This window comes from Gordonia phosphorivorans, assembly GCF_042432625.1.
Lineage (GTDB): Bacteria > Actinomycetota > Actinomycetes > Mycobacteriales > Mycobacteriaceae > Gordonia > Gordonia phosphorivorans.
Genome location: NZ_JBHLWV010000030.1, coordinates 1 through 22,112, shown reverse-complemented (window position 1 = coordinate 22,112; position 22,112 = coordinate 1). Strand labels below are relative to the sequence as shown.

Annotated in this window: 19 protein-coding genes and 1 pseudogene; 13 read left to right on the top strand and 7 right to left on the bottom strand. The window is 69.0% G+C overall.

The features are described 5' to 3' along the window. The first annotated feature begins 12 nt into the window (after positions 1-12). A complete protein-coding gene (locus tag ACFFJD_RS16315) occupies positions 13-1,191 on the top strand; it encodes a glycoside hydrolase family 3 N-terminal domain-containing protein (RefSeq protein WP_382366071.1) in 1,179 nt (392 codons plus the stop codon). A 42-nt stretch (positions 1,192-1,233) separates the two neighbouring features. Further along, the gene (locus tag ACFFJD_RS16310) at positions 1,234-1,827 is read left to right on the top strand and encodes a TetR/AcrR family transcriptional regulator (protein WP_382366069.1); all 594 of its coding nucleotides are present in this window, start codon (positions 1,234-1,236) and stop codon (positions 1,825-1,827) included. Positions 1,828-1,933: 106 nt separating this feature from the next. Here ACFFJD_RS16310 and ACFFJD_RS16305 read toward each other — a convergent pair whose 3' ends face one another. Both ACFFJD_RS16305 and ACFFJD_RS16300 read right to left on the bottom strand, forming a co-directional pair. Then, the gene (locus ACFFJD_RS16305) at positions 1,934-2,818 is read right to left on the bottom strand and encodes a MaoC/PaaZ C-terminal domain-containing protein (RefSeq protein ID WP_382366067.1); all 885 of its coding nucleotides are present in this window, start codon (positions 2,816-2,818) and stop codon (positions 1,934-1,936) included. Continuing rightward, the gene (locus tag ACFFJD_RS16300) at positions 2,818-4,179 is read right to left on the bottom strand and encodes a 3-oxoacyl-ACP reductase (RefSeq protein WP_382366065.1); all 1,362 of its coding nucleotides are present in this window, start codon (positions 4,177-4,179) and stop codon (positions 2,818-2,820) included. Before ACFFJD_RS16300 ends, ACFFJD_RS16305 begins: the two co-directional genes overlap by 1 nt. 101 nt (positions 4,180-4,280) lie before the next feature. Here ACFFJD_RS16300 and ACFFJD_RS16295 point away from each other — a divergent pair, with 101 nt between their 5' ends. The 4 genes and pseudogenes from ACFFJD_RS16295 to ACFFJD_RS16280 all read left to right on the top strand — a co-directional run bounded on the left by ACFFJD_RS16295 (position 4,281) and on the right by ACFFJD_RS16280 (position 8,817). Continuing rightward, the gene (locus tag ACFFJD_RS16295; protein WP_382366063.1) at positions 4,281-5,594 is read left to right on the top strand and encodes an acetyl-CoA C-acetyltransferase; all 1,314 of its coding nucleotides are present in this window, start codon (positions 4,281-4,283) and stop codon (positions 5,592-5,594) included. 156 nt (positions 5,595-5,750) lie between these two features. Next, positions 5,751-7,451: a VanW family protein gene (locus tag ACFFJD_RS16290; protein ID WP_382366127.1), complete on the top strand. Its 1,701-nt coding sequence runs from the start codon at positions 5,751-5,753 to the stop codon at positions 7,449-7,451. Positions 7,452-7,473: 22 nt separating this feature from the next. Then, positions 7,474-8,244 (top strand): annotated as a pseudogene (locus tag ACFFJD_RS16285) (SDR family NAD(P)-dependent oxidoreductase); the annotation flags it as partial. Then, positions 8,236-8,817: a glycine cleavage system transcriptional repressor gene (locus ACFFJD_RS16280; protein WP_382366125.1), complete on the top strand. Its 582-nt coding sequence runs from the start codon at positions 8,236-8,238 to the stop codon at positions 8,815-8,817. The pseudogene ACFFJD_RS16285 and the gene ACFFJD_RS16280, both read left to right, overlap by 9 nt. A 13-nt stretch (positions 8,818-8,830) precedes the next feature. Here the strand turns inward: ACFFJD_RS16280 and ACFFJD_RS16275 are convergent, their stop codons facing one another. The 3 genes from ACFFJD_RS16275 to ACFFJD_RS16265 form a co-directional block, all read right to left on the bottom strand. After that, on the bottom strand, positions 8,831-10,063 hold the full coding sequence (locus ACFFJD_RS16275) for an MFS transporter (protein ID WP_382366061.1): 1,233 nt from the start codon (positions 10,061-10,063) through the stop codon (positions 8,831-8,833). 309 nt (positions 10,064-10,372) lie between these two features. Continuing rightward, the gene (locus tag ACFFJD_RS16270) at positions 10,373-12,202 is read right to left on the bottom strand and encodes an acyl-CoA dehydrogenase (RefSeq protein WP_382366059.1); all 1,830 of its coding nucleotides are present in this window, start codon (positions 12,200-12,202) and stop codon (positions 10,373-10,375) included. Between the two features lie 134 nt (positions 12,203-12,336). Next, a complete protein-coding gene (locus ACFFJD_RS16265) occupies positions 12,337-13,104 on the bottom strand; it encodes a deoxyribonuclease IV (protein WP_382366057.1) in 768 nt (255 codons plus the stop codon). A gap of 99 nt (positions 13,105-13,203) precedes the next feature. Here ACFFJD_RS16265 and ACFFJD_RS16260 point away from each other — a divergent pair, with 99 nt between their 5' ends. Next, the gene (locus ACFFJD_RS16260; protein WP_382366055.1) at positions 13,204-14,505 is read left to right on the top strand and encodes a phosphatase PAP2 family protein; all 1,302 of its coding nucleotides are present in this window, start codon (positions 13,204-13,206) and stop codon (positions 14,503-14,505) included. A 24-nt stretch (positions 14,506-14,529) separates the two neighbouring features. Here the strand turns inward: ACFFJD_RS16260 and ACFFJD_RS16255 are convergent, their stop codons facing one another. Next, positions 14,530-15,360: a hypothetical protein gene (locus ACFFJD_RS16255; RefSeq protein ID WP_382366053.1), complete on the bottom strand. Its 831-nt coding sequence runs from the start codon at positions 15,358-15,360 to the stop codon at positions 14,530-14,532. 22 nt (positions 15,361-15,382) lie between these two features. Between ACFFJD_RS16255 and ACFFJD_RS16250 the strand changes: the two genes are divergently transcribed. Then, on the top strand, positions 15,383-15,982 hold the full coding sequence (locus ACFFJD_RS16250; protein WP_382366051.1) for a DUF308 domain-containing protein: 600 nt from the start codon (positions 15,383-15,385) through the stop codon (positions 15,980-15,982). Positions 15,983-16,003: 21 nt separating this feature from the next. On the opposite strand, the gene ACFFJD_RS16245 is transcribed toward ACFFJD_RS16250, so the two are convergent. Beyond that, entirely contained in the window at positions 16,004-16,552 is a 549-nt protein-coding gene (locus ACFFJD_RS16245) for a hypothetical protein (protein ID WP_382366049.1), read from the bottom strand. Positions 16,553-16,657: 105 nt separating this feature from the next. On the opposite strand from ACFFJD_RS16245, the gene ACFFJD_RS16240 reads away from it, so the two are divergent. From ACFFJD_RS16240 to ACFFJD_RS16220, 5 genes are read left to right on the top strand one after another with little or no spacing between them, the layout of a single operon-like run. Beyond that, complete coding sequence (locus tag ACFFJD_RS16240; RefSeq protein WP_382366123.1) at positions 16,658-17,572, top strand: cation diffusion facilitator family transporter; 915 nt, start codon at positions 16,658-16,660, stop codon at positions 17,570-17,572. 21 nt (positions 17,573-17,593) lie between these two features. Beyond that, positions 17,594-17,992, top strand: a complete 399-nt coding sequence (locus ACFFJD_RS16235; RefSeq protein ID WP_382366047.1) for a DUF5709 domain-containing protein — start codon at positions 17,594-17,596, stop codon at positions 17,990-17,992. Positions 17,993-17,995: 3 nt separating this feature from the next. Beyond that, complete coding sequence (locus ACFFJD_RS16230; protein ID WP_382366045.1) at positions 17,996-18,568, top strand: TetR/AcrR family transcriptional regulator; 573 nt, start codon at positions 17,996-17,998, stop codon at positions 18,566-18,568. A gap of 5 nt (positions 18,569-18,573) precedes the next feature. After that, positions 18,574-20,667 (top strand): phosphate acetyltransferase, encoded by a 2,094-nt coding sequence (gene pta / locus ACFFJD_RS16225; protein ID WP_382366043.1) that lies wholly within the window; start codon positions 18,574-18,576, stop codon positions 20,665-20,667. A 3-nt stretch (positions 20,668-20,670) separates the two neighbouring features. Further along, positions 20,671-21,897, top strand: a complete 1,227-nt coding sequence (locus tag ACFFJD_RS16220) for an acetate kinase (protein ID WP_382366041.1) — start codon at positions 20,671-20,673, stop codon at positions 21,895-21,897. The last annotated feature ends 215 nt before the right edge of the window (positions 21,898-22,112 follow it).

Genomic DNA, 22,112 nt, shown 5'->3' with positions numbered 1-22,112 from the left:
TACCATTGCGCCATGCGGAACGTCCTTCGTCCGATCGCGCTGACCGCGTGCCTCATGCTGGTCACCGGCTGCGCGTCCACCGGCGGCGAGGCCACGATCGCCGCGTCGGAGACCAGTTCCGCGGCGCCCTCGGCCGCGGCTTCCTCCTCTTCCTCGGCCGCGCCCGCTCCGGCCCGGTGCGGCAGCGCGGAACTGGCCGCGCTCACCCTGCGGCAGAAGCTGGCACAGCGGCTCGTGGTGGGCGTCACCGGCACCGCCGACGCGAAGGCCGTGGTCGCGGCCGAACAGATCGGCGGCATCTTCGTCGGCAGTTGGACCGACCTGACGATCCTCTCCGACGGCGCGGCGGCGAAGCTGTCCAAGGCCCAGGACATTCCCCTGATGGTGACCGTCGACCAGGAGGGCGGACGGGTGTCCCGGCTCAAGTCGATCGGCGTGGACCTGCCGTCGGCGCGGTCGGTGCGGGAGAGCGGGGCCACCCCGGCGCAGGTGCGCGCGCAGGCGCGGACCGCCGGGAAGAAGATGGCGCGACTGGGCATCACCGTCGACTTCGCGCCCGTCGTCGACGTCTCCGACGAGGCCGACGGCGACGTGATCGGCGACCGCTCCTACTCCGACGATCCGCAGACGGTGACCGAGTACGCGGGCGCCTTCGCACAGGGTCTGGCCGAGGCGGGGGTGATGCCGGTGTACAAGCACTTCCCCGGCCACGGCAGCGGTTCCGGCGACACGCACACCGGCGCGGTCACCACGCCGCCGCTGGCGCAGCTGCGCACGAGCGACCTGGTGCCCTACCGGACGTTGCTGCGCGACCCGGGCACCGCGGGCGTGATGGTGGGCCACCTGATCGTGCCCGGGCTGACCGCCGCGGACACCCCGGCCAGCATCAGCCCCCGCGCGATCGGCATGCTGCGCACCGGCAAGGGCTACGACGGTCCGGCCTTCGGCGGCGTGATCTTCTCCGACGACCTGTCCGGGATGAAGGCCATCACAGACAAGTACTCGATCGATCAGGCGGTGCTGCGGGCGTTCCAGGCGGGATCGGACATCGGCCTGTGGCTGGCCACCGATCAGGTGCCCACGGTGCTGAACACGCTGGAGAAGGCCGTCGCCGACGGCAAGCTCGACCGAGGCCGGATCGATGCGTCGGTGGTGCGGATCCTGCGGGCCAAAGGTGTGTTGTCCTGCTGAGGCGGCTACGCGCGGAACTTACTCGATGGTAATTTGAGGCTTATGGCCGGAACGAAGCGCTTGCCTCGCGCTGTACGAGAGCAGCAGATGCTCGATGCGGCGATCGCCGAGTTCGCCGAAAGCGGCTACACCGACACCTCGATGGACGCGATCGCGGCACGAGCGCAGATCTCCAAGCCCATGTTGTACCTCTACTACGGGTCCAAGGACGAACTGTTCTCCGCGTGCATCACGCGCGAATCCGGCCGGTTCATCGACGTGATGAGCGCAGGCTTCGATCCGAGCCTGCGGCAGCGTGAACAGGCGCGCATTCTGGTGCGCGAGTTCCTGCGGTACGTGCACGAGAACGCAGCGTCGTGGCGGGTGCTCTATCGCGTGGCCAGTGGCAGCGCGGGCTTCTCCGACGTGGTCACCAAGGCCCGCGCGGAGATCACCGAGATGATCACGGCGCTGATCCGGCAGGGCACCACCGTCGAGGGTGCGTCGGACACCGATTTCGAACTCACCGCGGTGGCGCTGGTCGGTGCGGCCGAGGCGGTCGCCGACCGGGTCTCCGAAGGCGATGTCTCCATCGACGCGGCCACCGATCTACTGCTGGGCATCACCTGGCGCGGCCTCAAGGGCGTCGGCACCTAACCCGCCCGCCCCACTCAACCCCCTCTGGAAGTCGTGTCGCGACCGGTCCCGTACGTCGCCTTTGCTGCAGCGCGGGCGAGATACGGGACGGGTCGCGACATGGGGGTCAGGTACGCGGGGTGAGCGTGCCGGTCAGGTGCGGATAGCCCTTGCGGCGGTTGAGGATCGACACCGTGTAGCCGTCGCCGGACTTCTCGGTGTACAGGTTCACCTTGGCCGGCAGCAGGATCGGCTTGCCGAAGCGCACGTTGTAGACCACGGCGTCGGGCAGCTGCGCCTCGACGTTGGAGATCGCGGTGGCCGCGCTCCACATGCCGTGGGCGATGGCCTTGGGGAATCCGAACATCTTGGCCGACAGGTCGGCCATGTGAATCGGATTGCGGTCGCCGGCCGCGGCCGCGTACTTGCGGATCAGCGGCAGGTGCACGGTGAGAATCCGATCCGGCGGCGGCGGGGTGGTCTCCTTGGGCGCCGGGCCCCGCGGGGTGTCCGACAGGCTGGTGCGCTGCTGCTTGAGGAACGTGCCGGTCTGCACGGCCACCAGTTCGCGACCCACGAAGAACTCGGAGATCACGTCGATCAGCAGACCCTTGCGGTGTTCGCGCAGGTTCTCCGCATGCGTGGTGATGGTCAGCGGCTCGTCGACGCCGATCGCCCGCATCCGCTCGATGCGGTTCTCCGCGTGCACGGCGCCGACCGCGGCGAACGGGAAGCCGCCCGCCACCATCAGCTCCATCGCCAGCGGGAACTGCAGGACGAACAGGTAGGTCAGCGGCAGCTCGGCACCGTACTGGCAGCCGGTGGTGTGGCAGTAGTCCAGCAGGCGATCCCGGTCCACCCGGATGTTCTCCACCCGCAGCACGGTGTCCGGGACGGTCGCGTCCGGGGACACGCGGCTGGGCTTGCCGAAGACGGGCAGCAGGGCGCCGACCGCCTTCGGGTACTGCGTCGCCGCCGAGGGCATCGCAGGCAGGGTGACGGGTCTACTCATCACGCACCCAGCAGGCTCTGGCCGCAGACCCGGACGACGTTGCCGGTCACCGCGTTGCTGGCGGGGTTGGCGAAGTAGGCGACGGTCTCGGCCACGTCGATGGTCTGGCCGCCCTGCTGCAGTGCGTTCATCCGGCGACCCACCTCGCGGGTGGCCAGCGGAATGGCGGCGGTCATCGCGGTCTCGATGAAGCCCGGTGCGACGGCGTTGATGGTGATGCCGCTCTTGGCCAGGACCGGGGCGTAGGCGTCGACCACGCCGATCACGCCGGCCTTGGAGGCGCCGTAGTTGGTCTGGCCGCGGTTGCCCGCGATACCGGCGATCGACGAGACGTCGATCACGGCGCCGCCCGAGCGCAGCGCCTTGCGCGCCACCAGCTCGTTGACCAGCGTCTGCGGGGCGATCAGGTTGACCCCGATCACCGAGTTCCAGCGGCCGGCGTCCATGTTGGCCAGCAGCTTGTCGCGGGTGATGCCGGCGTTGTTGACGATGATGTCCAGGCCGTCGTGCCGGGTCAGGACGTGCTCGGCGATCTTGGCGCCGGCGTCCTCGGCGGTGACGTCGAGCGGCAGCGCGGTGCCGCCGATCTTGTTGGCGGTCTCGCTGAGCGCCTCGCCGGCGGCCGGGATGTCGGCGGCGATCACGTGGGCGCCGTCGCGGGCCAGGACCTCGGCGATGGTGGCGCCGATACCGCGAGCGGCACCGGTGACCAGGGCGACCTTGCCGGCCAGCGGCTTGTCCCAGTCGGCGACGGTCGCGGCGGCCTCGGCGCCGACGCGGATCACCTGGGCGTCGACGTAGGCCGACTTGCCCGACAGCAGGAAGCGCAGGGTGGACTCGAGGGCGCCCGCGCCGGCCTTGGCCTTGGGGTGCACGTAGACCAGCTGTGCGGTCGCGCCGTCGCGCAGTTCCTTGGCCACCGAACGGGTGAAGCCCTCCAGCGCGCGCTGAGCGACCTGCTCGTCGGGCGAAGCGGCCAGCTCCGGGGTGGTGCCCAGGACGACGACGCGGGCGGAGTTGCCCAGCGAGCGCATGACCGGGGTGAAGAACTCGAAGAGCTGCTCGAGCGAAGCGGCGTCGCTGATGCCGGTCGCGTCGAAGACCGCGGCACCCAGCTTGTCGGCGCTGCGGCCGGACGTGTTGTTCACCACGATGTCGTAGTCGTCGCCGGCGCTCAGGATCTCGCGCACCGGCTCCACCAGGCGGCCGAAGCCGCCGAGCAGGACGGGGCCGCCCAGCGGGGGCTGGGACGGGGAGTATCGGCGCAGCTTAGGCGGCTGCGGAAGGCCGACCTTGCTGGCCAGGAAGGCGCCCGGTCCCGAGTTGACGAACGACGAATAGAGGTCGGTGCTGCCTGCCATAACAGTGCTCCTTCTGCGTGTATGGATCTGGTGCCGGGGTCGACAACGAACTTACTCAATAGTAAGAATACAGGTAACCGCAGAAACGTAGAGTTCAGGAGATGCCCGTGGCCTCGTACACCCCTCGCAAGCCGGAGACCAAGCAAGATCGTCCGGTAGCCATCCTCGGTGGCAACCGCATCCCGTTCGCTCGGCAGGACCGCGCCTACGCCAAGGCTAGCAACCAGGAGATGTTCACCGCGGCCCTTCAGGGTCTGATCAGCCGCTTCAACCTGCAGGGTGAGCAGCTGGGCATGGTGGCCGGCGGTGCGGTGCTCAAGCACTCCCGCGACTTCAACCTGGTGCGCGAGTGCGTGCTCGGTACGTCGCTCTCGCCCTACACCCCGGCCTTCGACATCCAGCAGGCCTGCGGCACCGGCCTGCAGGCCATCAGCGCGGTGGCCGACGGTATCGCCCGCGGCCGCTACGACGTGGGCATCGGCGGCGGCACCGACACCACCTCCGACGCCCCCATCGGCGTCTCGGAGGACATGCGTCGACAGATGCTCGAGGTGAACCGGGCCCGCACCACCCCGGACCGCATCAAGGCGGCGCTGGCGCTGGTGACCAAGCTGGGCATCGAGATCCCGCAGAACGGCGAACCGCGCACCGGCCTGTCCATGGGCGACCACGCCGCGATCACCGCCAAGGAGTTCGGCATCGGTCGGGCGGACCAGGACGCGCTCGCCGCCGCCAGCCACCAGAACATGGCCAAGTCGTACGACGAGGGCTTCTTCGACGACCTGATCACCCCGTTCCTCGGTCTGACCCGCGACGAGAACCTCCGCGCCGACAGCTCGGTGGAGAAGCTGGCCAAGCTCAAGCCGGTCTTCGGCGTCTCCCTCGGCGATGCCACCATGACCGCGGGCAACTCCACCCCGCTCACCGACGGCGCCTCCGCGGTGCTGCTGGCCAGCGACGAGTGGGCCGCCGCGAAGAGCCTGCCGGTGCAGGCCTACCTGGTGGACACCGAGACCGCGGCCGTCGACTACGTCAACGGCCCGGACGGACTGCTGATGGCCCCGACCTACGCGGTCCCGCGTCTGCTCGAGCGCAACGGCCTGACCCTGCAGGACTTCGACTTCTACGAGATCCACGAGGCGTTCGCCTCGGTGGTGCTGTCCACGCTGGCCGCCTGGGAATCCGAGGAGTACTGCACCGAGCGTCTCGGCCTGGCCAAGCCGCTGGGCGCCATCGATCGCAGCAAGCTGAACGTGCGCGGCTCGTCGCTGGCGGCCGGTCACCCGTTCGCAGCCACCGGCGGGCGGATCGTCGCGCAGGCGGCCAAGATGATCGCCGAGAACGGCGGCGGACGGGCCCTGGTGTCCATCTGCGCGGCCGGCGGCCAGGGTGTGACCGCGATTATCGAGGGCTGACCTGCGGTGACGAGGAATTTTAAAATTCTTTCCTCGACTGTGTAACGTCCCATTCGGCCACGGCTATATACGTGGTAGCTCCGGCCGTAGTGCCTGACCCCCGACCTGGCAGTACGGCTGGAGTCTTATTTTTTGCCTAAGATCGATTCCGTTGTGATTCCTGGACAAGATCGGCGCTCGCGGCGCCGTGCGACTTCGACGCGTGCCTGGTGGCTGCGCGGCCTGCTGGCCGCCGTGCTCCTCGGCGCCATCGTCCTCGCCATCGACATGGCCAAGTCGCAGGATCGCACCGCGCGCGGCGCGCAGATCGCCGAATTCGACCTGGGGGACCTGTCCCCGGATCAGGCGCGTACCGCGCTCGAGAAGCTGTCGGTGTCGGCGGCCTCGCCGATCGTGGTGCACACCGATTCCGGTCAGGCCACCGTCGATCCGGCCGCCCTGGGCCTGACCTTCGACGCCGACGCGACGCTGCAGCGTCTGCTGGAGCAGCCGCGGAACCCCTGGGATCGCGTGCTGGGCATGCTCGGGGTGTCGCACCAGGTGGCGCCGGTGGTGCACATCGACCAGGCCGCGTTCAACGAGGAGCTGGACGCCCAACGCAAGGTGCTCGAACGCGCCGCCGTCGAGGGCGGCGTGCATTTCGACGGCACCACACCGGTCCCGGACCTGCCGTCGGCCGGTCTGCGCATCGACCGGGAGGCGGCACAGCAGACGCTGACCCGGGAGTGGCTCGGCGGCGACCGGATCTCGTTGGCCATGGAGCCCTTCGATCCGACGGTGTCGGCCGACACGGTGCAGGCCACCCTCGACGGACCGGCGCGTCAGGTCACCGCGTCGTCGATCCGCCTGCGCGGTGACGGCGAGACGATCACCGTCACCCCCGCCCAACTCGGCGCCCTGGTGACCTTCGTGCCCGACGGACAGGGCGGTCTCGTCCCGTCGATCAGCCAGCGCAGCCTCAAGGGCGTGCTCGGCAAGGCTCTGACCGCGACGGAGTCGGCGCCGGTGAACGCCTCCTTCCGGATCTCCGGAGGCACGCCCCGCGTCGTGCCGGCCCGCGACGGCGCCAAGGTGGACACGCCGGCCACCGCCGACGCGCTGGCCGCCGCCACGGTGGAGTCCGGCCGCACCGCCAAGGTGGTCTACACCACGCAGCGACCCAAGATCTCCACCGCGAAGGCCCGCGGCCTCGGGGTGCGCGAGGTGGTCGCCGAGTTCACCACCGGCGGCTTCAGCGGCGCCTCCGGCGAGAACATCCGCCTCGTGGCCCAAGAGGTCGACGGAGCCGTGGTGCTGCCCGGCGAGGTCTTCTCCCTCAATGGCCACACCGGCCCCCGCGGCACCGCGCAGGGGTACGTCACCTCGACGATCATCGACAACGGACACGCCTCCAAGGCCGTCGGCGGCGGTATCTCGCAGTTCGCCACCACCCTCTACAACGCCGCGTACTTCGCCGGTCTCCAGGACGTGACCCACACCGAGCACGCCTACTACATCTCGCGGTATCCGGAGGCGCGCGAAGCGACCGTCTTCGAGGGCCTCATCGACCTGCAGTTCCGGAACACGAGCAAGAGCGGCATCCTGATCGAGACCGCCTGGTCGGGGTCGTCGATCACCGTGCGGCTGTGGGGGACCAAGCAGTTCGAGGTGGAGTCGTTCACCGGACCGCGGACCAACCCGACCAGCCCGGAGAGCCTGGTGCTCCCGGCCGGCGACAATTGCCTGCCCAGCAGCGGTTCGCCGGGTTTCACCGCGTCCAACACGCGCGTGGTTCGGGACGCCCGCACCGGGGCCGAGGTGTCCCGAACCACGCGCACCGTCAAATATGATCCGGAGCCTATCGTTCGCTGCGGATGAGCCCGACGATATGCTCGCCGTTATGGACATCAATGGAGCAAGTGCAATCGTCACCGGCGGTTCGTCGGGCATCGGTGCGGCCGCCGCCCGCCGCCTGGCCGCCCGTGGCGCCAAGGTCGTCATCGCCGACCTGAAGGCCGAAGAGGGCCAGGCCCTGGCCAAGGAGATCGGCGGCGTGTTCGTCGAGGTCGACGTGACCAACACCGACCAGATCATCGCGGCCATCGAGAAGGCCGTCGAACTCGGCCCGCTCAAGGCCGTGGTCAACTCGGCCGGTGTCGGCTGGGCTCAGCGCACCATCGGCCGCGACGGCGAGTTCGCGTCGGCCCACAACCTGGACCTGTACAAGAAGGTCATCGGCATCAACCTGATCGGCACCTTCGACGTGACCCGTCTGGCCGCCACCGCGATGAGCAAGAACGAGCCGGGCCCGGACAACGACCGCGGCGCGATCGTCAACCTGGCTTCGGTCGCCGCGTTCGACGGCCAGATCGGTCAGGCCGCCTACTCGTCGTCCAAGGGCGGCGTCGTTGGCATGACCCTGCCGGTGGCTCGTGACCTGTCCGCGGTGGGCGTGCGCCTGAACACCATCGCCCCGGGCCTGATCGACACGCCGATCTACGGCGAGGGCCCCGAGTCGGAGGCCTTCAAGGCCAAGCTGGGCGAGAGCGTGCTGTTCCCGAAGCGTCTCGGCGTGCCCGACGAGCTGGCCTCCATGGTCGAGGAACTGATCACCAACTCGTACATGAACGCCGAAGTGATCCGCGTCGACGGCGGCATCCGGATGCCACCGANGGGGCGGCCGGGCCTTTTCGCTCTGCGGCCCGGCGCGGTCGGTTACGCTGCGGGCATGCGGAATCTGGTGCTGTCGTTGATCGGTGATGACCGACCGGGGCTGGTGTCGGCGCTGGCCGACGCGGTGGCCGCGCGGGGCGGGAACTGGGAGCGCAGTCAGCTGGCCCACCTGGACGGCAAGTTCGCCGGGATCGTCGCGGTCTCGGTCGCCGCGGACGACGCGGACGCCCTGGTGGCCGCCGTCACCGGCCTGGACGGGTTGCTGGAAGTGGCCGTGCACGACGCCAACCCCGTCGCGGCGCGCGAGGACACGTGGACGGCCCTGTCGATCGGCGTCCTCGGCAACGATCGCCCGGGAATCGTGGCCGCGGTGGCCGCCGCGTTGAGTGCGAGCGGGGTGACCATCGAGAAGATGACGACCGCCACCCGCGAAGCGCCGATGGCCGGCGGCCCGCTGTTCGAGGCGCGGCTGGAGGTGCTGGTGCCGCCGGAGGTCGAACCGTCGACCGTCCGCGCCGATCTGGAGCGGATCTCCGCCGAACTGCTGGTGGAACTGGGCGTCGACGGCTGAGCGCGGGGCCGTCTCAGAGCTGTACGGGGCGCTCGTCGATCGGATGCGGGCGCTGGCCGAACAGGCCGAGCAGGGCCGCCCCCAAGCACGCCAGCGCCACGGCCGCGGCGAACCACGGGAACACCGCGGCGGTGCCGTAGCGGGTGGCCAGGGCGCCGGCGATCACCGTGGGCACACCCATCGCCAGGTAACCGAGCAGGTAGTAGGCGCTCATCACCCGCCCGCGGGCGTCGGCGGGCGTCACTTCGCTCAGGTAGCGCAGCGATCCGCCGAAGGCCAGGCCGAAGACCGCGCCCAGGACCAGGGCGTCGACGACGATCGCGACCGTCGAGCCGCTGCGCACCGCGAGGATCGCGCCCATCAGCGCGACGATCATGCCCAGGTCGCCGACGATGGCGGTGGGGCGCGGGGCGAATCGGCCGCCGAGGAACTGCGCGGCCGCGGCCGCCGCGGCCATCACCGCGATGACGCTGCCGACGAAGAGCACCGAGGTCTGGCCCGTCGTGTTCTGCGCCAGGGCGGGGTAGAGGCTGAGGAAGACGCCCAGCACCGACCACGCGGTGAGAATGCCGATCCCGGCGAACCAGAAGTCGGCGCGGATCTCCGACGGCACCGACGGCGCGGTGAGCCGGATCTTGGCTCCGGTGCGCCCGGTGTGCGGCTCCACCAGGGCGATGGTGGCGGCCAGCAAGCCGATCACGATGACCAGCATGATCGCGTACGGCAGGCGCAGTGGCACCGACGACCACTGCGCGGCCGCGGCGGCCCCGAGCACCGTCAGCGCGATGCCGGCGTTGAGCGCGGCCCCGCTCACCGCGCCGTTGCGCGCGCCGTCGTGCGGGCGGACGTCCAGCAGGGCGGCGCCGGAGACCACGATGGTCGCGCCGATCGCGGCGCCGTGCAGGAAGCGGGCCAGCAGGAGCTGCCACAAATCGGTGGCGAACAGGAAGATCACCAGGCCCACGAGGATCGTCGCCAGCGCGGTGACCAGCACGGGTTTGCGGCCCACCGCATCGGAGATCGGCCCCACGGTGAGGGCTGCGCCGAGCGCGCCTACCGAGTAGACCGCGAAGATCACGGTGGTGGTCAGGGGTCCGAAATCCCATTGCGCGGCGTAGATCGGATACAGCGGGGAGGGCAGCGCGGAGGTGCCCAGGGCCAGTGCCAGCAGCGCGAGGAGAAGCACGAACGACCAGCGCTGCGGATGGACGTGCCGGGGTCGCGGCGCTGGGTCGATACCGGTCATTCTCGGGACCCTAGCCGACCGTCGGAGAGCGCCTGTGTCGGGGATGCACTGAGCCCCACCGGAATCCGGCTGGGCCGCTGCGTGACCTCGACAGCTCACTCCGCCGGTTCGCCTCATCGCCGGTTCGACGACGGCAACACAGCGGTCTACGGCGTCATATTCCCGTCGTGGGGCGTCACAGTGCCGTCGTCGTACCTCGGGGTCGGTCGGCGCCGTCGTCGAGCGTGAGTTCCGATGCCACAGGCCCCGCCGGATTCTCCGGCGGGGCCTGTGGCAAGGTGTCGATTCGCTCGAATCAGAGCGAAGCGATCAGAAGGCGGCTTCGTCGAGCTCCATGAGGTCGTTGTCGACGTTCTCCACGGTGCCGCGGATGGCGGTCAGCAGCGGCAGCATGTTCTTGGCGAAGAAGGTGGCCGAGGCGACCTTGCCCTCGTAGAACGGCTTGTCGTCGCCCGCAGCGCCGGCGTCGAGGGCCTTGAGGGCCACCTCGGCCTGACGCAGCAGCAGCCACCCGATCATCAGATCGCCGACGGCCATCAGGAAGCGGACCGAACCGGTGCCGACCTTGTACAGCTGCTTCGAATCCTCCTGCGCGGCCATCAGCCAGCCGGTGAGGGTCGCGGCCATGCCCTGGATGTCCTCCAGTGCGGTCTTGAGCAGCGCGTACTCGGCGCTCAGACGCTCGTCCACGGCCGCCTCGATGGTGGCGTTGATCTGACCGGCGACGTGGCCCAGAGCCTGGCCCTTGTCGCGGATGATCTTGCGGAAGAAGAAGTCCTGCGCCTGGATGGCGGTGGTGCCCTCGTACAGCGAGTCGATCTTCGAGTCGCGGATGTACTGCTCGAGCGGGTAGTCCTGCAGGAAGCCGGAGCCGCCCAGGGTCTGCAGCGACTCGGTGAGCTTCTCGTAGGCGCGCTCGGAGCCGACGCCCTTCACGATCGGCAGCAGCAGGTCGTTGACCTTGTACGCCATCTCGGCGTCCGCACCCGAGACGATGTTCGCCGCGACGGTGTCCTGGTGCGATGCGGTGTACAGGTACACGGCGCGCAGGCCCTCGGCGTACGCCTTCTGGGTCAGCAGTGCGCGACGCACGTCCGGGTGATGGGTGATGGTGACGCGCGGGGCGGCCTTGTCGGTCATCTGCGTCAGATCGGCGCCCTGGACACGCTGCTTGGCGTAGTCGAGTGCGTTGAGGTAGCCGGTCGACAGGGTCGCGATGGCCTTGGTGCCGACCATCATGCGAGCGTGCTCGATCACGTCGAACATCTGGGCAATGCCCGAGTGGACCTCGCCGACGAGCCAGCCCTTGGCGGGGATGCCGTGCTGACCGAAGGTGACCTCGCAGGTGCTGGAGGCCTTGATGCCCATCTTGTGCTCGACGTTGGTGACGAAGGCGCCGTTGCGCTCGCCCAGTTCACCGGTCTCGTGGTCGAAGTGGATCTTGGGGACGAAGAACAGTGACAGGCCCTTGGTGCCCGGTCCGGCGCCCTCGGGGCGGGCCAGCACCAGGTGGAAGATGTTCTCGGTCATGTCCTGGTCGGCCGAGGTGATGAAGCGCTTTACGCCCTCGATGTGCCAGGTGCCGTCTTCCTGCTTGATGGCCTTGGTGGTGCCGGCGCCCACGTCGGAGCCGGCGTCCGGCTCGGTGAGGACCATGGTGGCGCCCCAGCCGCGCTCGGCGCAGATCGCGGCCCACTTCTTCTGCTCGTCGGTGCCGTTGTCGTAGAAGATGTTCGAGAAACCGGCGCCGGCCGCGTACATGAACACGGGCGGGTTCGCGCCGAGAATCATCTCGCCGAGGGCCCAGTACAGCGAGCGCGGTGCGGGCAGGCCGCCCAGCTCCTCGTCGACGCCGACCTTGTCCCAGCCCGCGTCGATGAAGGCGTTGTACGACTTCTTGAAGCTTTCGGGGATGGTGACCGAGTGGTCGGCCGGATCGAAGACCGGGGGATTGCGGTCCGCGTCGGCGAAGGACTCGGCGATCGGTCCCTCGGCGAGGGTGCGAACCTCACGCAGCATGTCGACGGCGGTCTCGTGATCGAGGTCGCCGAACTCGCCGGACTCCAGCACCTGGTCGAGCTGGTACATCTCGAAGAGGTTGAAGTGCAGGTCGCGAAGGTTGGACTTGTAGTGGCCCATGATCTTCCAATCTCAAGTACGTCACGGAGGGCTGAACAGACAAGTTACTTGCCGGTAACACTGGACAGACTACCGAACCGTATGCCTCCGGACAACCGGTAGGAATGTGTCAGTGCTTACAATTGCAAGCAGGCTTAGAGTTCGCGCAAGTAGGCGAGATCGGCCGGAACGCCGTCGGCGGGGGTCTCCAGGATGGTGGGCGCGTTCGCCTGGGCCATCAGCTCGGCCAGGACGTCGGCGGCGATGTGGCCCGACTCCAGGTTGGCGTGCCGGTCCCGGCCGGAGTCGAATTCGTCGCGCGAGTTGTTCAGATGCACCAGATCGATGCGCCCGGTGATCGCCTTGATGCGCTCCACCAGGCCGACCAACTCCTCGCCGCCGGCCCACGCGTGGCAGGTGTCCAGGCAGAATCCGGCCTGATCGAAGTCGCCGACGGCATCCCACAGTCGCTCGATCGATTCGAGCGTGCGCGCCATCGCGTGATCGCCGCCGGCGGTGTTCTCGATCAGGATGGGTACGCCGAAGCCGCCCTTGTCCTGCTGTCGCTCGAACAGCTTGCGCCAGTTGTCGAAACCCTCCTGCGCGTCCTCGCCGTCGCGCAGGTGGCCGCCGTGCACCACCAGTCCGATTGCGCCCAGCTCGGCCGCCGCCGCGGCCTGCTGCTCGACCGCCTTGCGCGAGGGCATGCGGAGCCGGTTGTTCAGGCTGGCGACATTGATCTGGTAGCTCGAATGCACCACCACGTCGATCGGGGAGTTCCGGATCTGCTCGGCGTGCGGATGGGGCGCCGGCTTGTTCCACTTCTGGGGATCGGTGACGAACATCTGGAAGATGTCGACACCGAGTTCCTCGGCCGTGGTGATCGGGTTCTCGTCCTGGCGCAGGTGGGCTCCGAGTCGCATGAGTCCACGATAGGCCAGGCGGCGGGGCGCTCGCGGCGACGATCGGCGGCGCGGGGCCTGTAGTCTGACGCGGTTGCCGTATGCCGAGGAGCAGTTGACGTGAGTGTGAACAGTTCGGCGTCGCCGACCGGTGAGACCGAGCCCGACGACTGCGGAGTCGCGACGGAACACGAGGTCGTGACCGAACCCGAGGGTCGCGAGGTCGCGACGGAGCCCGATGGTCGCGAGGTCGCGACCGAGGCACCGGTCGAAGTCGTCGTAGAGAAGGGCCGGGACCTCACCTGGGTTCGGCGCTCGCTTCTGCTGGTGTGGGCGGTGGCGCTCGGCTTCGAGATCGCGATCAACGGCGTCGCCTTCGACCGCACCCGACTGATCCTCTACTTGGCCTTCGGCATGGCCGCGGCCACCGTCGGCCGGCGTCGCGCGATCACGGTGATCATCGACTGGCTGCCGTTCGTGCTGATCCTGATGCTGTACGACTGGACGCGCAACATCGCCGTCTGGCTGGACATGCCGACGCACTGGAAGCTCGCCGCCGACGCAGACTTCTGGCTCTTCGGAGTCAATCCCACGGTGTGGCTGCAGTCGCACATCAAGTTCGTGGAGCCGCCCTGGTGGGAGGTGATCGTCAGCGTCGTCTACATGTCGTACTTCATCGTCCCGTACGCGACCGCGGCGGTGCTGTGGGTGCGCAACCGGGCGACCTGGCGGCGGTTCGCCGCGTGCTTCATCGCCACCAGCTTCATCGGGTTGATCGGCTACACCCTGGTGCCGGCGGCACCGCCGTGGGCGGCCGCCAAGTGCACCGCGGCCCAGGTGGCCGACTATCCGCACGATCCGGACTGCATGTACCTGCCCGAGGGCGCGGTGCCCGACAATCTGCTGGGCCAGGTGGAGCCGACCAACGAGGGGGCGGCGCCGTACGTGGAACGGATCTCCACGCGCGGCTGGCACGTGATCCGCGTGGAAGCGGCGAGCAAGCTGATCAAGGGCGGTCAGGGCCAGTCGAACCTGGTGGCGGCCATCCCGTCGCTGCACGCGGGGCTGACCATGATGCTGGCGCTGTTCATGTGGCCGCGGACCAAGGCGCTCGGACGAACCCTGTTCACCGGGTACGCCCTGGTGATGGCCTTCGCCCTGGTGTACACCGCCGAGCACTACGTCTTCGACATCCTGCTCGGCTGGCTCCTGGCGGCACTCGTGGTGGGCACGGTGAGCCTGGTGGATCGCCGTTACATTCAGCCGCGCAACCGTCGACGCGCCGCCGAGGAGGAACTCGAACGCGTCGAAGCGGTGGATCAGGCCCTGCAGGAGGGGCCGGCCCCGCTGCCGGCCGCAGCGGCCGAACCCGTCTCGCCGTCGAGCCCGAATCCGCCGCAGAGCCCCGCGCCGACCGCCTGACCGCGGCCGGCGGGGCCGCGACGGCTACGTCGACCAGAGGTGCGTGCGCGGGGTGCGGGTGAAATCGATCATCGCGCGGGCGTTCTCCACCGCGGTCACGGTGCCGGTGCCGATGGCCCCGCGCCGGTCGTACAGCGTCGCGGTGCCCACCGCGATGCCGTCGGCGGACAGATGCGTGTCGGCCTCCACGCCTACGCGCAGACCCTCGGGGAGCCGGGCCAGCGCCACGGTCAGGTCGCAGTTGATGAATCCGATGCCGCCCTCGCCCCAGTTGGTCATCAGGCTGGTCGACTCGGCGGTGATCACCGCGCGCTGGAACGGCGTGAGGTCGGCGTCGGGCACCAGCGGCAGCGCCTTGGACCACAGGCGGTGCCGGTGCGCCTCCTGCTGACCCTCCATGCTGGTGGACCATCCGTCCGGCCCGCCGAAGCGGGGATCGTCGTCGTCCTCGGGGACGTCCGGCGGGAAGAAGGTGCGTTCGCCGTCCGGCCGCGACCAGCGGGCGCCCGGCGGGTCGACGCCTTCGACGAGGAAGACGGTGACGCCCTTGGCGACGAGGATCTCGGTCTCGTCGTCGTGCTGGAGCACGTCGAAACCGGCGACCAGGATGCGACCGCCGGAGCGCTGCACGTAGGTGCGGACCGTGGTCGGCAGCCGCCGCGCGCTCTTGAACAGTTCGATGGTGAAGCGGGCCGGGCGCCAGCCCTCGCGACCGTGATCGGTCTCCACCGCGTAGGCGGCGACGGCGCAGACGGCCGGACCGTTGAGTGCATCGGGTCCCCACAGGCTGTACGCCATCGGCGTGGGGATAAAGCGACCCTTGTTGTCGCGAGTGAAGAATGCAGAATCAACCATGGCGTGAGGCTACGCTGTGTCCATGACCACTTCTGAACTCCACCCCAGTGGGCCCGCGGTGCCCGCGGAGGCCGTCAACGCGGTTCGATCCGGCATCCTTTTCTCGGCCGTGGTGGGCATCGTCCTCGGCGTGCTGATGATGGTGTGGCCGGGCGTGAGCGTCTTCGTCGCGGGCCTGCTGTTCGGTATCGCACTGGTGACGGCCGGCCTGTTCCGGCTGTTCTACTCGTTCGCCTCGGTGGGCCTGAGCTTCGGTCTGCGCCTGCTGATGTTGGCGCTGGGGCTGGCCATGGTCTTCTGCGGCGTGATCGCGATCATCAGCCCGGCCGACGCCTGGTGGATGCTGGCGGTCTTCATCGGCATCGGCTGGATCTTCGGCGGCTTCCAGGACATCTTCGGTGCTCGCGCCGGCATCGCGGTCGCGCCGCGGTGGCTGGTCATCGTCGGCGGCGTGATCTCGGTGCTCGCCGGTATCGCCATGCTCTTCCTGGCCCCGGGCGCCACGCTCACCACGCTCGCCTGGCTCCTCGGCCTGCTGCTGATCGTGGTCAGCATCGTCACGCTGGTGTCGTTGCCCCGCAAGGTGCCCCTCGCGCCGGCGCCCGGTCCGATCATCGACTGACCCGCAGGTCCACCCCGTACGTCAGCCCGGCGTCGCCCCGTCGAAATCACTCGCGGGGGCGGCGCCGGCGTCATTGGGGAGCAGGCGGCGCAGGTCGGCCAGCGACTCGGTGAGTTCGGTGGTGTGGGTCAGGGTGAGCCCGGCCAGCGGATCGACCGCCGGCCCGGAGTTCACCGCGGCCGCGCCGAGCAGTCGGCGGGCGGTGGAGATGTCGGAGTCCCACAGTGCGTCGGCGGTCCGCACGTAGAGCGCCACGGCCGCGCTCACCGCACCCAGGTGCAGCATCGTCCATGCCCAGTGCTTGGCGACGTCGACGGTGTCGGCCTGGCCGCGGCCGTGGGTGCGCACGTACTTGCCGTGCAGTTCCCGGCACAGCGGATCCGAGTCCTGCCACAGCTGCAGAAAACGCATGCACCGCACGCTGGCGTGCAGCGCGCGCAGGTAGGGCACGGAGTAGGGGCCCTCGCGGCGGGCGCGTACTTCGCGGAGCACAGAGAACTCCGCGAGGGCGTGGTCGTACTCACCGGCTTCGAAGCTTGACCGGGCTTCGGCCTCCAGCTCGTCGAGCATGACTCCACCATGCCCCTGATAAGTCGGCGGCGGGCGAGGACGGCGGAATCTGAGACGAACCGGCGCACCGGTCCCTGCGGCGCGGGAGATGGCAGGATGAGCGCCATGGATTCGGCGCCGACCAAGGACCTCAGTCGCTGGGCGTTGCTGAGCATCGCGACCGCGCTGGTGACCATCGCCCTGAAGACGACGGCGTGGCAGATCACCGGGTCGGTGGGCCTGCTCTCGGACGCCGCCGAATCCCTGGTGAACCTGGTCGCGGCGATCGTCGCCTTCATCGCGCTGCGAGTGGCGGCACGACCGGCCGATGACGACCACAACTTCGGGCACGCCAAGAGCGAGTACTTCTCGGCGGTGATCGAGGGCGTGATGATCGTCGTGGCCGCCGGCGTCATCATCTACACCGCCGTCGACCGGCTGCTCAATCCGCGCGAACTCGAATCGATCGGGATCGGTCTGGGCATCTCGGTGGTGGCGTCGGTGTTCAACGGCGTCGTCGCCTGGCTGTTGATCCGCGCCGGCCGACGGCACCGGTCCATCACCCTCGAGGCCGACGGCAAGCACCTGCTCACCGACGTGTGGACTACCGCGGGCGTCGTCGTCGGCGTCGCGCTGGTGGCCCTCACCGGCTGGCTGCCGTTGGATCCGCTGATCGCCATCGGCGTCGCGATCAACATCCTGGTGGTCGGCTACCTGCTGATCAAGCGGTCGACGGCGGGCCTGATGGACACCGCACTCGGCGACGACGACCTGGCGCGTATCGACGAGGTGCTCGAGAAGTTCCGTGCCGACTCGGCGCCTGAACCGGTCGAGTTCCACGACATCCGGACCCGCGAATCCGGCCCCGTGCGCTTCCTGCAGCTGCACATGCTGGTCCCCGGCGCCTGGTCGGTGCAGCGCGGGCACGACGCGGCCGAAGTGGTCGAGGCGGCCCTGCGGGACGCCGTCGAAGGCCTCGTGGTGACCGTGCATCTGGAACCGATCGAGGATCCGCGGGCATACGAATCGTGGCGGCGGTGATCGGGCGATAGGCTCGATGCCATGAGTGATCCAGACGACTTGGTGGACGGCAACGAGGACTACCAGAGCGATCAGCTGCAACCGGAAGAGACGTTGGAGAACCAGGACCTGGAAGACGTCTTGGACCGCGGCTACTCGCCGCCGGACCGTCGTCCCGCCGACCATCCGGAGCACGAGACGCTCGACGAACGGCTGGCCGAGGAGGAGCCGGACGTGTTCACCGACGACGCCGAGGACCGCGACCCGGACTTCCCCTCCAGCGACGAGGTGGGTGGGCGCCGCGCCGGGCGTCTGGTGGCACCGGATCTGGGCACCGGCGCCGACGTGGATGCGCAGCTGCTGGCCAGCGACGCCGGGGTCGACGGTGCGGGCGCTTCCGCCGAAGAGGCCGCGGTGCATGTGATCGACGACGATCGCTAGGACATGGATCGAGATCGACTCATCGAGGTCGGCGTCGGACTCATCTCCAGCGTCGGAGCCAAGGCCCTCAGCCTCACGTCGGTGGCCCGCCAAGCGGGCGTCGCCCGGGCGACGGCCTATCGAATGTTCGGTGGACGCGACGCGCTGGTCTCGGCCATCGTGCAGCGGGAGTTGGCGCTGGTCGCGGTCAAGGTGCGCGAGTGGGGCGCCGACGAGCCGGACATCGCCACGCGCGTGCACGTGCGGGCAGTGGAGTCGCTGCGGTACATCCGCCAACACGAGGCGCTGCAGTACGTGTTGACCCGGGAACCGGAGGAGATCGTCGGCGCGTTGGTGCTGTCCCCGGATGCGAAGGGGCCGTCGCTGATCGACATGATCGTCGACGTCACGCTGCCGGAGATCGGCGAGGACGAGGCCGCCCTGCTGTACCCGGATCCGCGCGGGGCCATCGAGCTCATGATCCGGATCGCCTACTCCTGCATGCTGGTTCCGCGCGGGCACCTGACCGACGAGCAGATCGCCGATCTCACGGTGCGCGCCGTCATCCGGGATTCGGACTCGGCGACGATACGCTGACACCCATGACGGGCAACGGGATCGAGTCGGCGAGCGGCATTTACATCGCGTCGGCCGAGGGGGACACGGGTAAGTCGACGGTGGCGCTGGGCGTGCTGGTGCAGTTGGCCGCGACCGGAGGCCGGGTGGGACTGTTCCGGCCCATCGCGCGGGCCGGCGCCGGCGAGCGCGACGAGATCGTCGACCTCCTCATCGAGTACACCTCGGTCGACGTGCCGTACGAGGACTGCCTCGGCGTGACCTACGACGACGTCCACGACGACCCCGACGCGGCGATCGCCGACATCGTCACGCGCTACCACGCGGTCGCCGCGCAGTGCGACAACGTGCTGATCCTCGGCTCGGACTACACCGACGTCGCCTCGCCCTCCGAGCTCGGCTACAACGCCCGCATCGCCGCGAACCTGGCGGCGCCGATCCTGCTGGTGGTCAAGGCGCTCGGCCGTGAGCCGTCGGAGGTGCGGGCCCTGGTGGACCTGCTGGCCGGCGACATCGCGCAGGCCCACGCGGCGGTCGCCGGCGTGGTGGCCAATCGCTGCGACCGCTACCGGCGCGCCGAGATCGTCGACGCGGTGACCGAGGGCGGCTACCGCGCATGGGCGCTGCCGGAAGAACCGCTGCTGTTCGCGCCGACCATGGCCGAGCTGGCCACCGCGCTCGACGCGGAACTGTTCAGCGGAGACGCGGACCTGCTCGATCGCGAGGCGATCGACGTGATGGTCGGCGGCATGACCGTCGAGCACATCCTGGAACGTCTCAGCGAGTCGATGGCCGTGATCGCGCCGGCCGACCGCTCCGACGTGCTGCTGTCGCTGGTCAACGCCAATGCGGCACAAGGCTTTCCGCGGCTGGCGGGCATCATCTTGAACGGCGGCCTCAAACCGCACCCGATGATCGACGCGCTGGTGCGCGGGCTGCGGCCTACGCTGCCGATCCTGCAGTGCGAGCACGGCACGTACGAGACGGCACGGATCTGTTCCACCACGCGCGGTCGGATCGGGGTGGGTTCGGTCCGCAAGATCGACGCGGCGCTGGCGCTGATGGAGCGCTACATGCCGGCCGATCGGCTGTTCGCGGACCTGCGGCTGCACTCCTCCGAGGTGATGACCCCGCAGATGTTCGAGTACATGCTGCTCTCGCAGGCCAAATCCGATCCCCAGCACATCGTGCTGCCCGAGGGCGGGGACGACCGGATTCTGCGGGCGGCGGGCCGACTGCTGCGCCGCGGCGTCGCGCGGCTGACCCTGCTCGGCCAGGAGGAGACGGTGCGCCGTCGCGCCGAGGAACTCGGGATCGACCTGTCCGAGGTCGACATCCTGGATCCGCGCACCAGCGAACTGGTCGACCAGTTCGCGCCGATCTACGCCGAACTGCGCAAACACAAGGGCATGACGCTCGATCGGGCGCAGGAGGTGGTGCGCGACGAGTCGTACTTCGGCACGATGATGCTGCACACCGGCATGGTCGACGGCATGGTCTCCGGGGCGGTGCACACCACCGCGCAGACCATCCGACCGGCCTTCGAGATCATCAAGACCCAGCCGGGGGTCTCGACGGTCTCCAGCGTCTTCTTCATGTGCCTGGCCGACAAGGTGCTGGCCTACGGCGACTGCGCGATCGTGCCCGACCCGACGTCGACCGAGCTCGCCGACATCGCGATCTCGTCCGCGGCGACGGCGGCGGCCTTCGGTATCGACCCGCGGGTGGCCATGCTGTCGTACTCCACGGGCGGATCGGGGACGGGCGCCGACGTGGACAAGGTGCGTGCAGCCACCGAGCTGGTGCGCGAGCGCGCCCCCGAGATCCTGGTGGAGGGGCCGATTCAGTACGACGCGGCGATCGACCGTTCCGTCGCGAGCACCAAGATGCCCGATTCGCCGGTCGCCGGTCAGGCCACCGTACTGATCTTCCCGGACCTGAACACCGGCAACAACACGTACAAGGCCGTACAGCGCAGCGCGGGCGCCATCGCGATCGGTCCGGTGCTGCAGGGCCTGAACAAGCCGATGAACGACCTCTCCCGCGGTGCGCTGGTGTCCGACATCGTCAACACCGTCGCCATCACCGCGATCCAGGCGCAGAACATGAAGCGGAGCTGACCGATGGCAGAGTCGATCGCAGACAGCATCGCCCCCGGCTCCGTGCTGGTGATCAACGCCGGCTCGTCGTCGTTGAAGTACCAGCTGGTGGATCCGGCCACCGAGCGCGTCTACGCCGACGGGCTGGCCGAACGGATCGGTGAACCGACCGGTTCGTCGATCACCCACGAGGTCGGTGGGCGTGAGCGCATCCGTCGGGTCGCGCTGCCGGACCATCGGGCCGCCATCGCCGAGGTGGTCGAGCTGTTCCGCGAGGACGGCATCGACCTCGCCGCTGCGCAGCTGTCCGCCGTCGGTCACCGGCTGGTGCACGGCGGTCGCGAGTTCCACGCGCCGATCCTCATCGACGACGCGGTCCTGGCCGCGATCGAACGCCTCTCGCCGCTGGCCCCGCTGCACAATCCGCCCAACCTCGTCGGCGTCGAGGCGGTCACCGCCCTGCTCCCCGACGTGCCGGCGGTCGGCATCTTCGACACGGCGTTCTTCCACGACCTTCCCGACGCCGCCGCCACCTATGCGATCGACACCGAGGTGGCGCAGGAGTTCGGGATTCGCCGGTACGGCTTCCACGGCACCAGCCACCAGTACGTCTCGCGACAGGCCGCGCGGTTCCTGGGCCGGCCCGACGACGAGATCAACCAGATCGTGCTGCATCTGGGCAACGGCGCCTCGGCCTCGGCGATCCGCGGCGGCCGCCCCATCGACACCTCCATGGGGCTCACGCCGCTGGAAGGACTGGTCATGGGCACCCGCACCGGGGACATCGATCCGGGTATCGCCTTCCACCTGGCCCGCGTCGGCGGCAAGTCGGTCGACGACGTCGACCGGATCTACAACCTGCGCGGGGGTCTCAAGGGGTTGTGCGGGGAGAACGACTTCCGCGCGATCCTGGACCGGATCGAGGCCGGCGACTCCGCCGCCGCACTCGCCTACGACGTGTACATCCACCGTCTGCGCCACTACATCGGCGCGTACCTGGTGGACCTGGGCCGGGTCGACGCGATCGTGTTCACCGCCGGGGTGGGGGAGAACGCGGCGACCGTCCGCGCCGATGCGCTCGCCGGCCTGGAGGGCTACGGCATCGCGGTGGATCCGGCACGCAACGCCGAGCGTGCGCGGGTCAGCCGTCGGATCTCCACCGACGACTCGCGCACCGCGGTCCTGGTGGTGCCCACCAACGAGGAGTTGGCGATCGCGCAGCAGGCCGCAGAAGTGGTCCTGACCAGCTGATTTGTGTTCCCGTCAACCCCTGTGTAACTTTATCCAAGTCGTCAGCGACCAGGGATTCCCCCGGGAAGACCGAGAGGCCGAGAAGACGACAAACTCTGCTCATTGAAGTTCGCACGATGTCTTTTGTTGTGTGGTGTTGGTGGGTGTGTGTTTTTTGAGAACTCGATAGTGTGTAACAGAAATTTTCTTGTGCCGGTTTTGTTTTGGCTGGTAGC

Coding starts and splice junctions, on each gene's coding strand:
- ACFFJD_RS16315 (WP_382366071.1), top strand. CDS start 13: ATGCGGAACGTCCTTCGTCCGATCGCGCTGACCGCGTGCCTCATGCTG.
- ACFFJD_RS16310 (WP_382366069.1), top strand. CDS start 1,234: ATGGCCGGAACGAAGCGCTTGCCTCGCGCTGTACGAGAGCAGCAGATG.
- ACFFJD_RS16305 (WP_382366067.1), bottom strand. CDS start 2,818: ATGAGTAGACCCGTCACCCTGCCTGCGATGCCCTCGGCGGCGACGCAG.
- ACFFJD_RS16300 (WP_382366065.1), bottom strand. CDS start 4,179: ATGGCAGGCAGCACCGACCTCTATTCGTCGTTCGTCAACTCGGGACCG.
- ACFFJD_RS16295 (WP_382366063.1), top strand. CDS start 4,281: ATGCCCGTGGCCTCGTACACCCCTCGCAAGCCGGAGACCAAGCAAGAT.
- ACFFJD_RS16275 (WP_382366061.1), bottom strand. CDS start 10,063: ATGACCGGTATCGACCCAGCGCCGCGACCCCGGCACGTCCATCCGCAG.
- ACFFJD_RS16270 (WP_382366059.1), bottom strand. CDS start 12,202: ATGGGCCACTACAAGTCCAACCTTCGCGACCTGCACTTCAACCTCTTC.
- ACFFJD_RS16265 (WP_382366057.1), bottom strand. CDS start 13,104: ATGCGACTCGGAGCCCACCTGCGCCAGGACGAGAACCCGATCACCACG.
- ACFFJD_RS16255 (WP_382366053.1), bottom strand. CDS start 15,360: ATGGTTGATTCTGCATTCTTCACTCGCGACAACAAGGGTCGCTTTATC.
- ACFFJD_RS16250 (WP_382366051.1), top strand. CDS start 15,383: ATGACCACTTCTGAACTCCACCCCAGTGGGCCCGCGGTGCCCGCGGAG.
- ACFFJD_RS16245 (WP_382366049.1), bottom strand. CDS start 16,552: ATGCTCGACGAGCTGGAGGCCGAAGCCCGGTCAAGCTTCGAAGCCGGT.
- ACFFJD_RS16240 (WP_382366123.1), top strand. CDS start 16,658: ATGGATTCGGCGCCGACCAAGGACCTCAGTCGCTGGGCGTTGCTGAGC.
- ACFFJD_RS16235 (WP_382366047.1), top strand. CDS start 17,594: ATGAGTGATCCAGACGACTTGGTGGACGGCAACGAGGACTACCAGAGC.
- ACFFJD_RS16230 (WP_382366045.1), top strand. CDS start 17,996: ATGGATCGAGATCGACTCATCGAGGTCGGCGTCGGACTCATCTCCAGC.
- pta (WP_382366043.1), top strand. CDS start 18,574: ATGACGGGCAACGGGATCGAGTCGGCGAGCGGCATTTACATCGCGTCG.
- ACFFJD_RS16220 (WP_382366041.1), top strand. CDS start 20,671: ATGGCAGAGTCGATCGCAGACAGCATCGCCCCCGGCTCCGTGCTGGTG.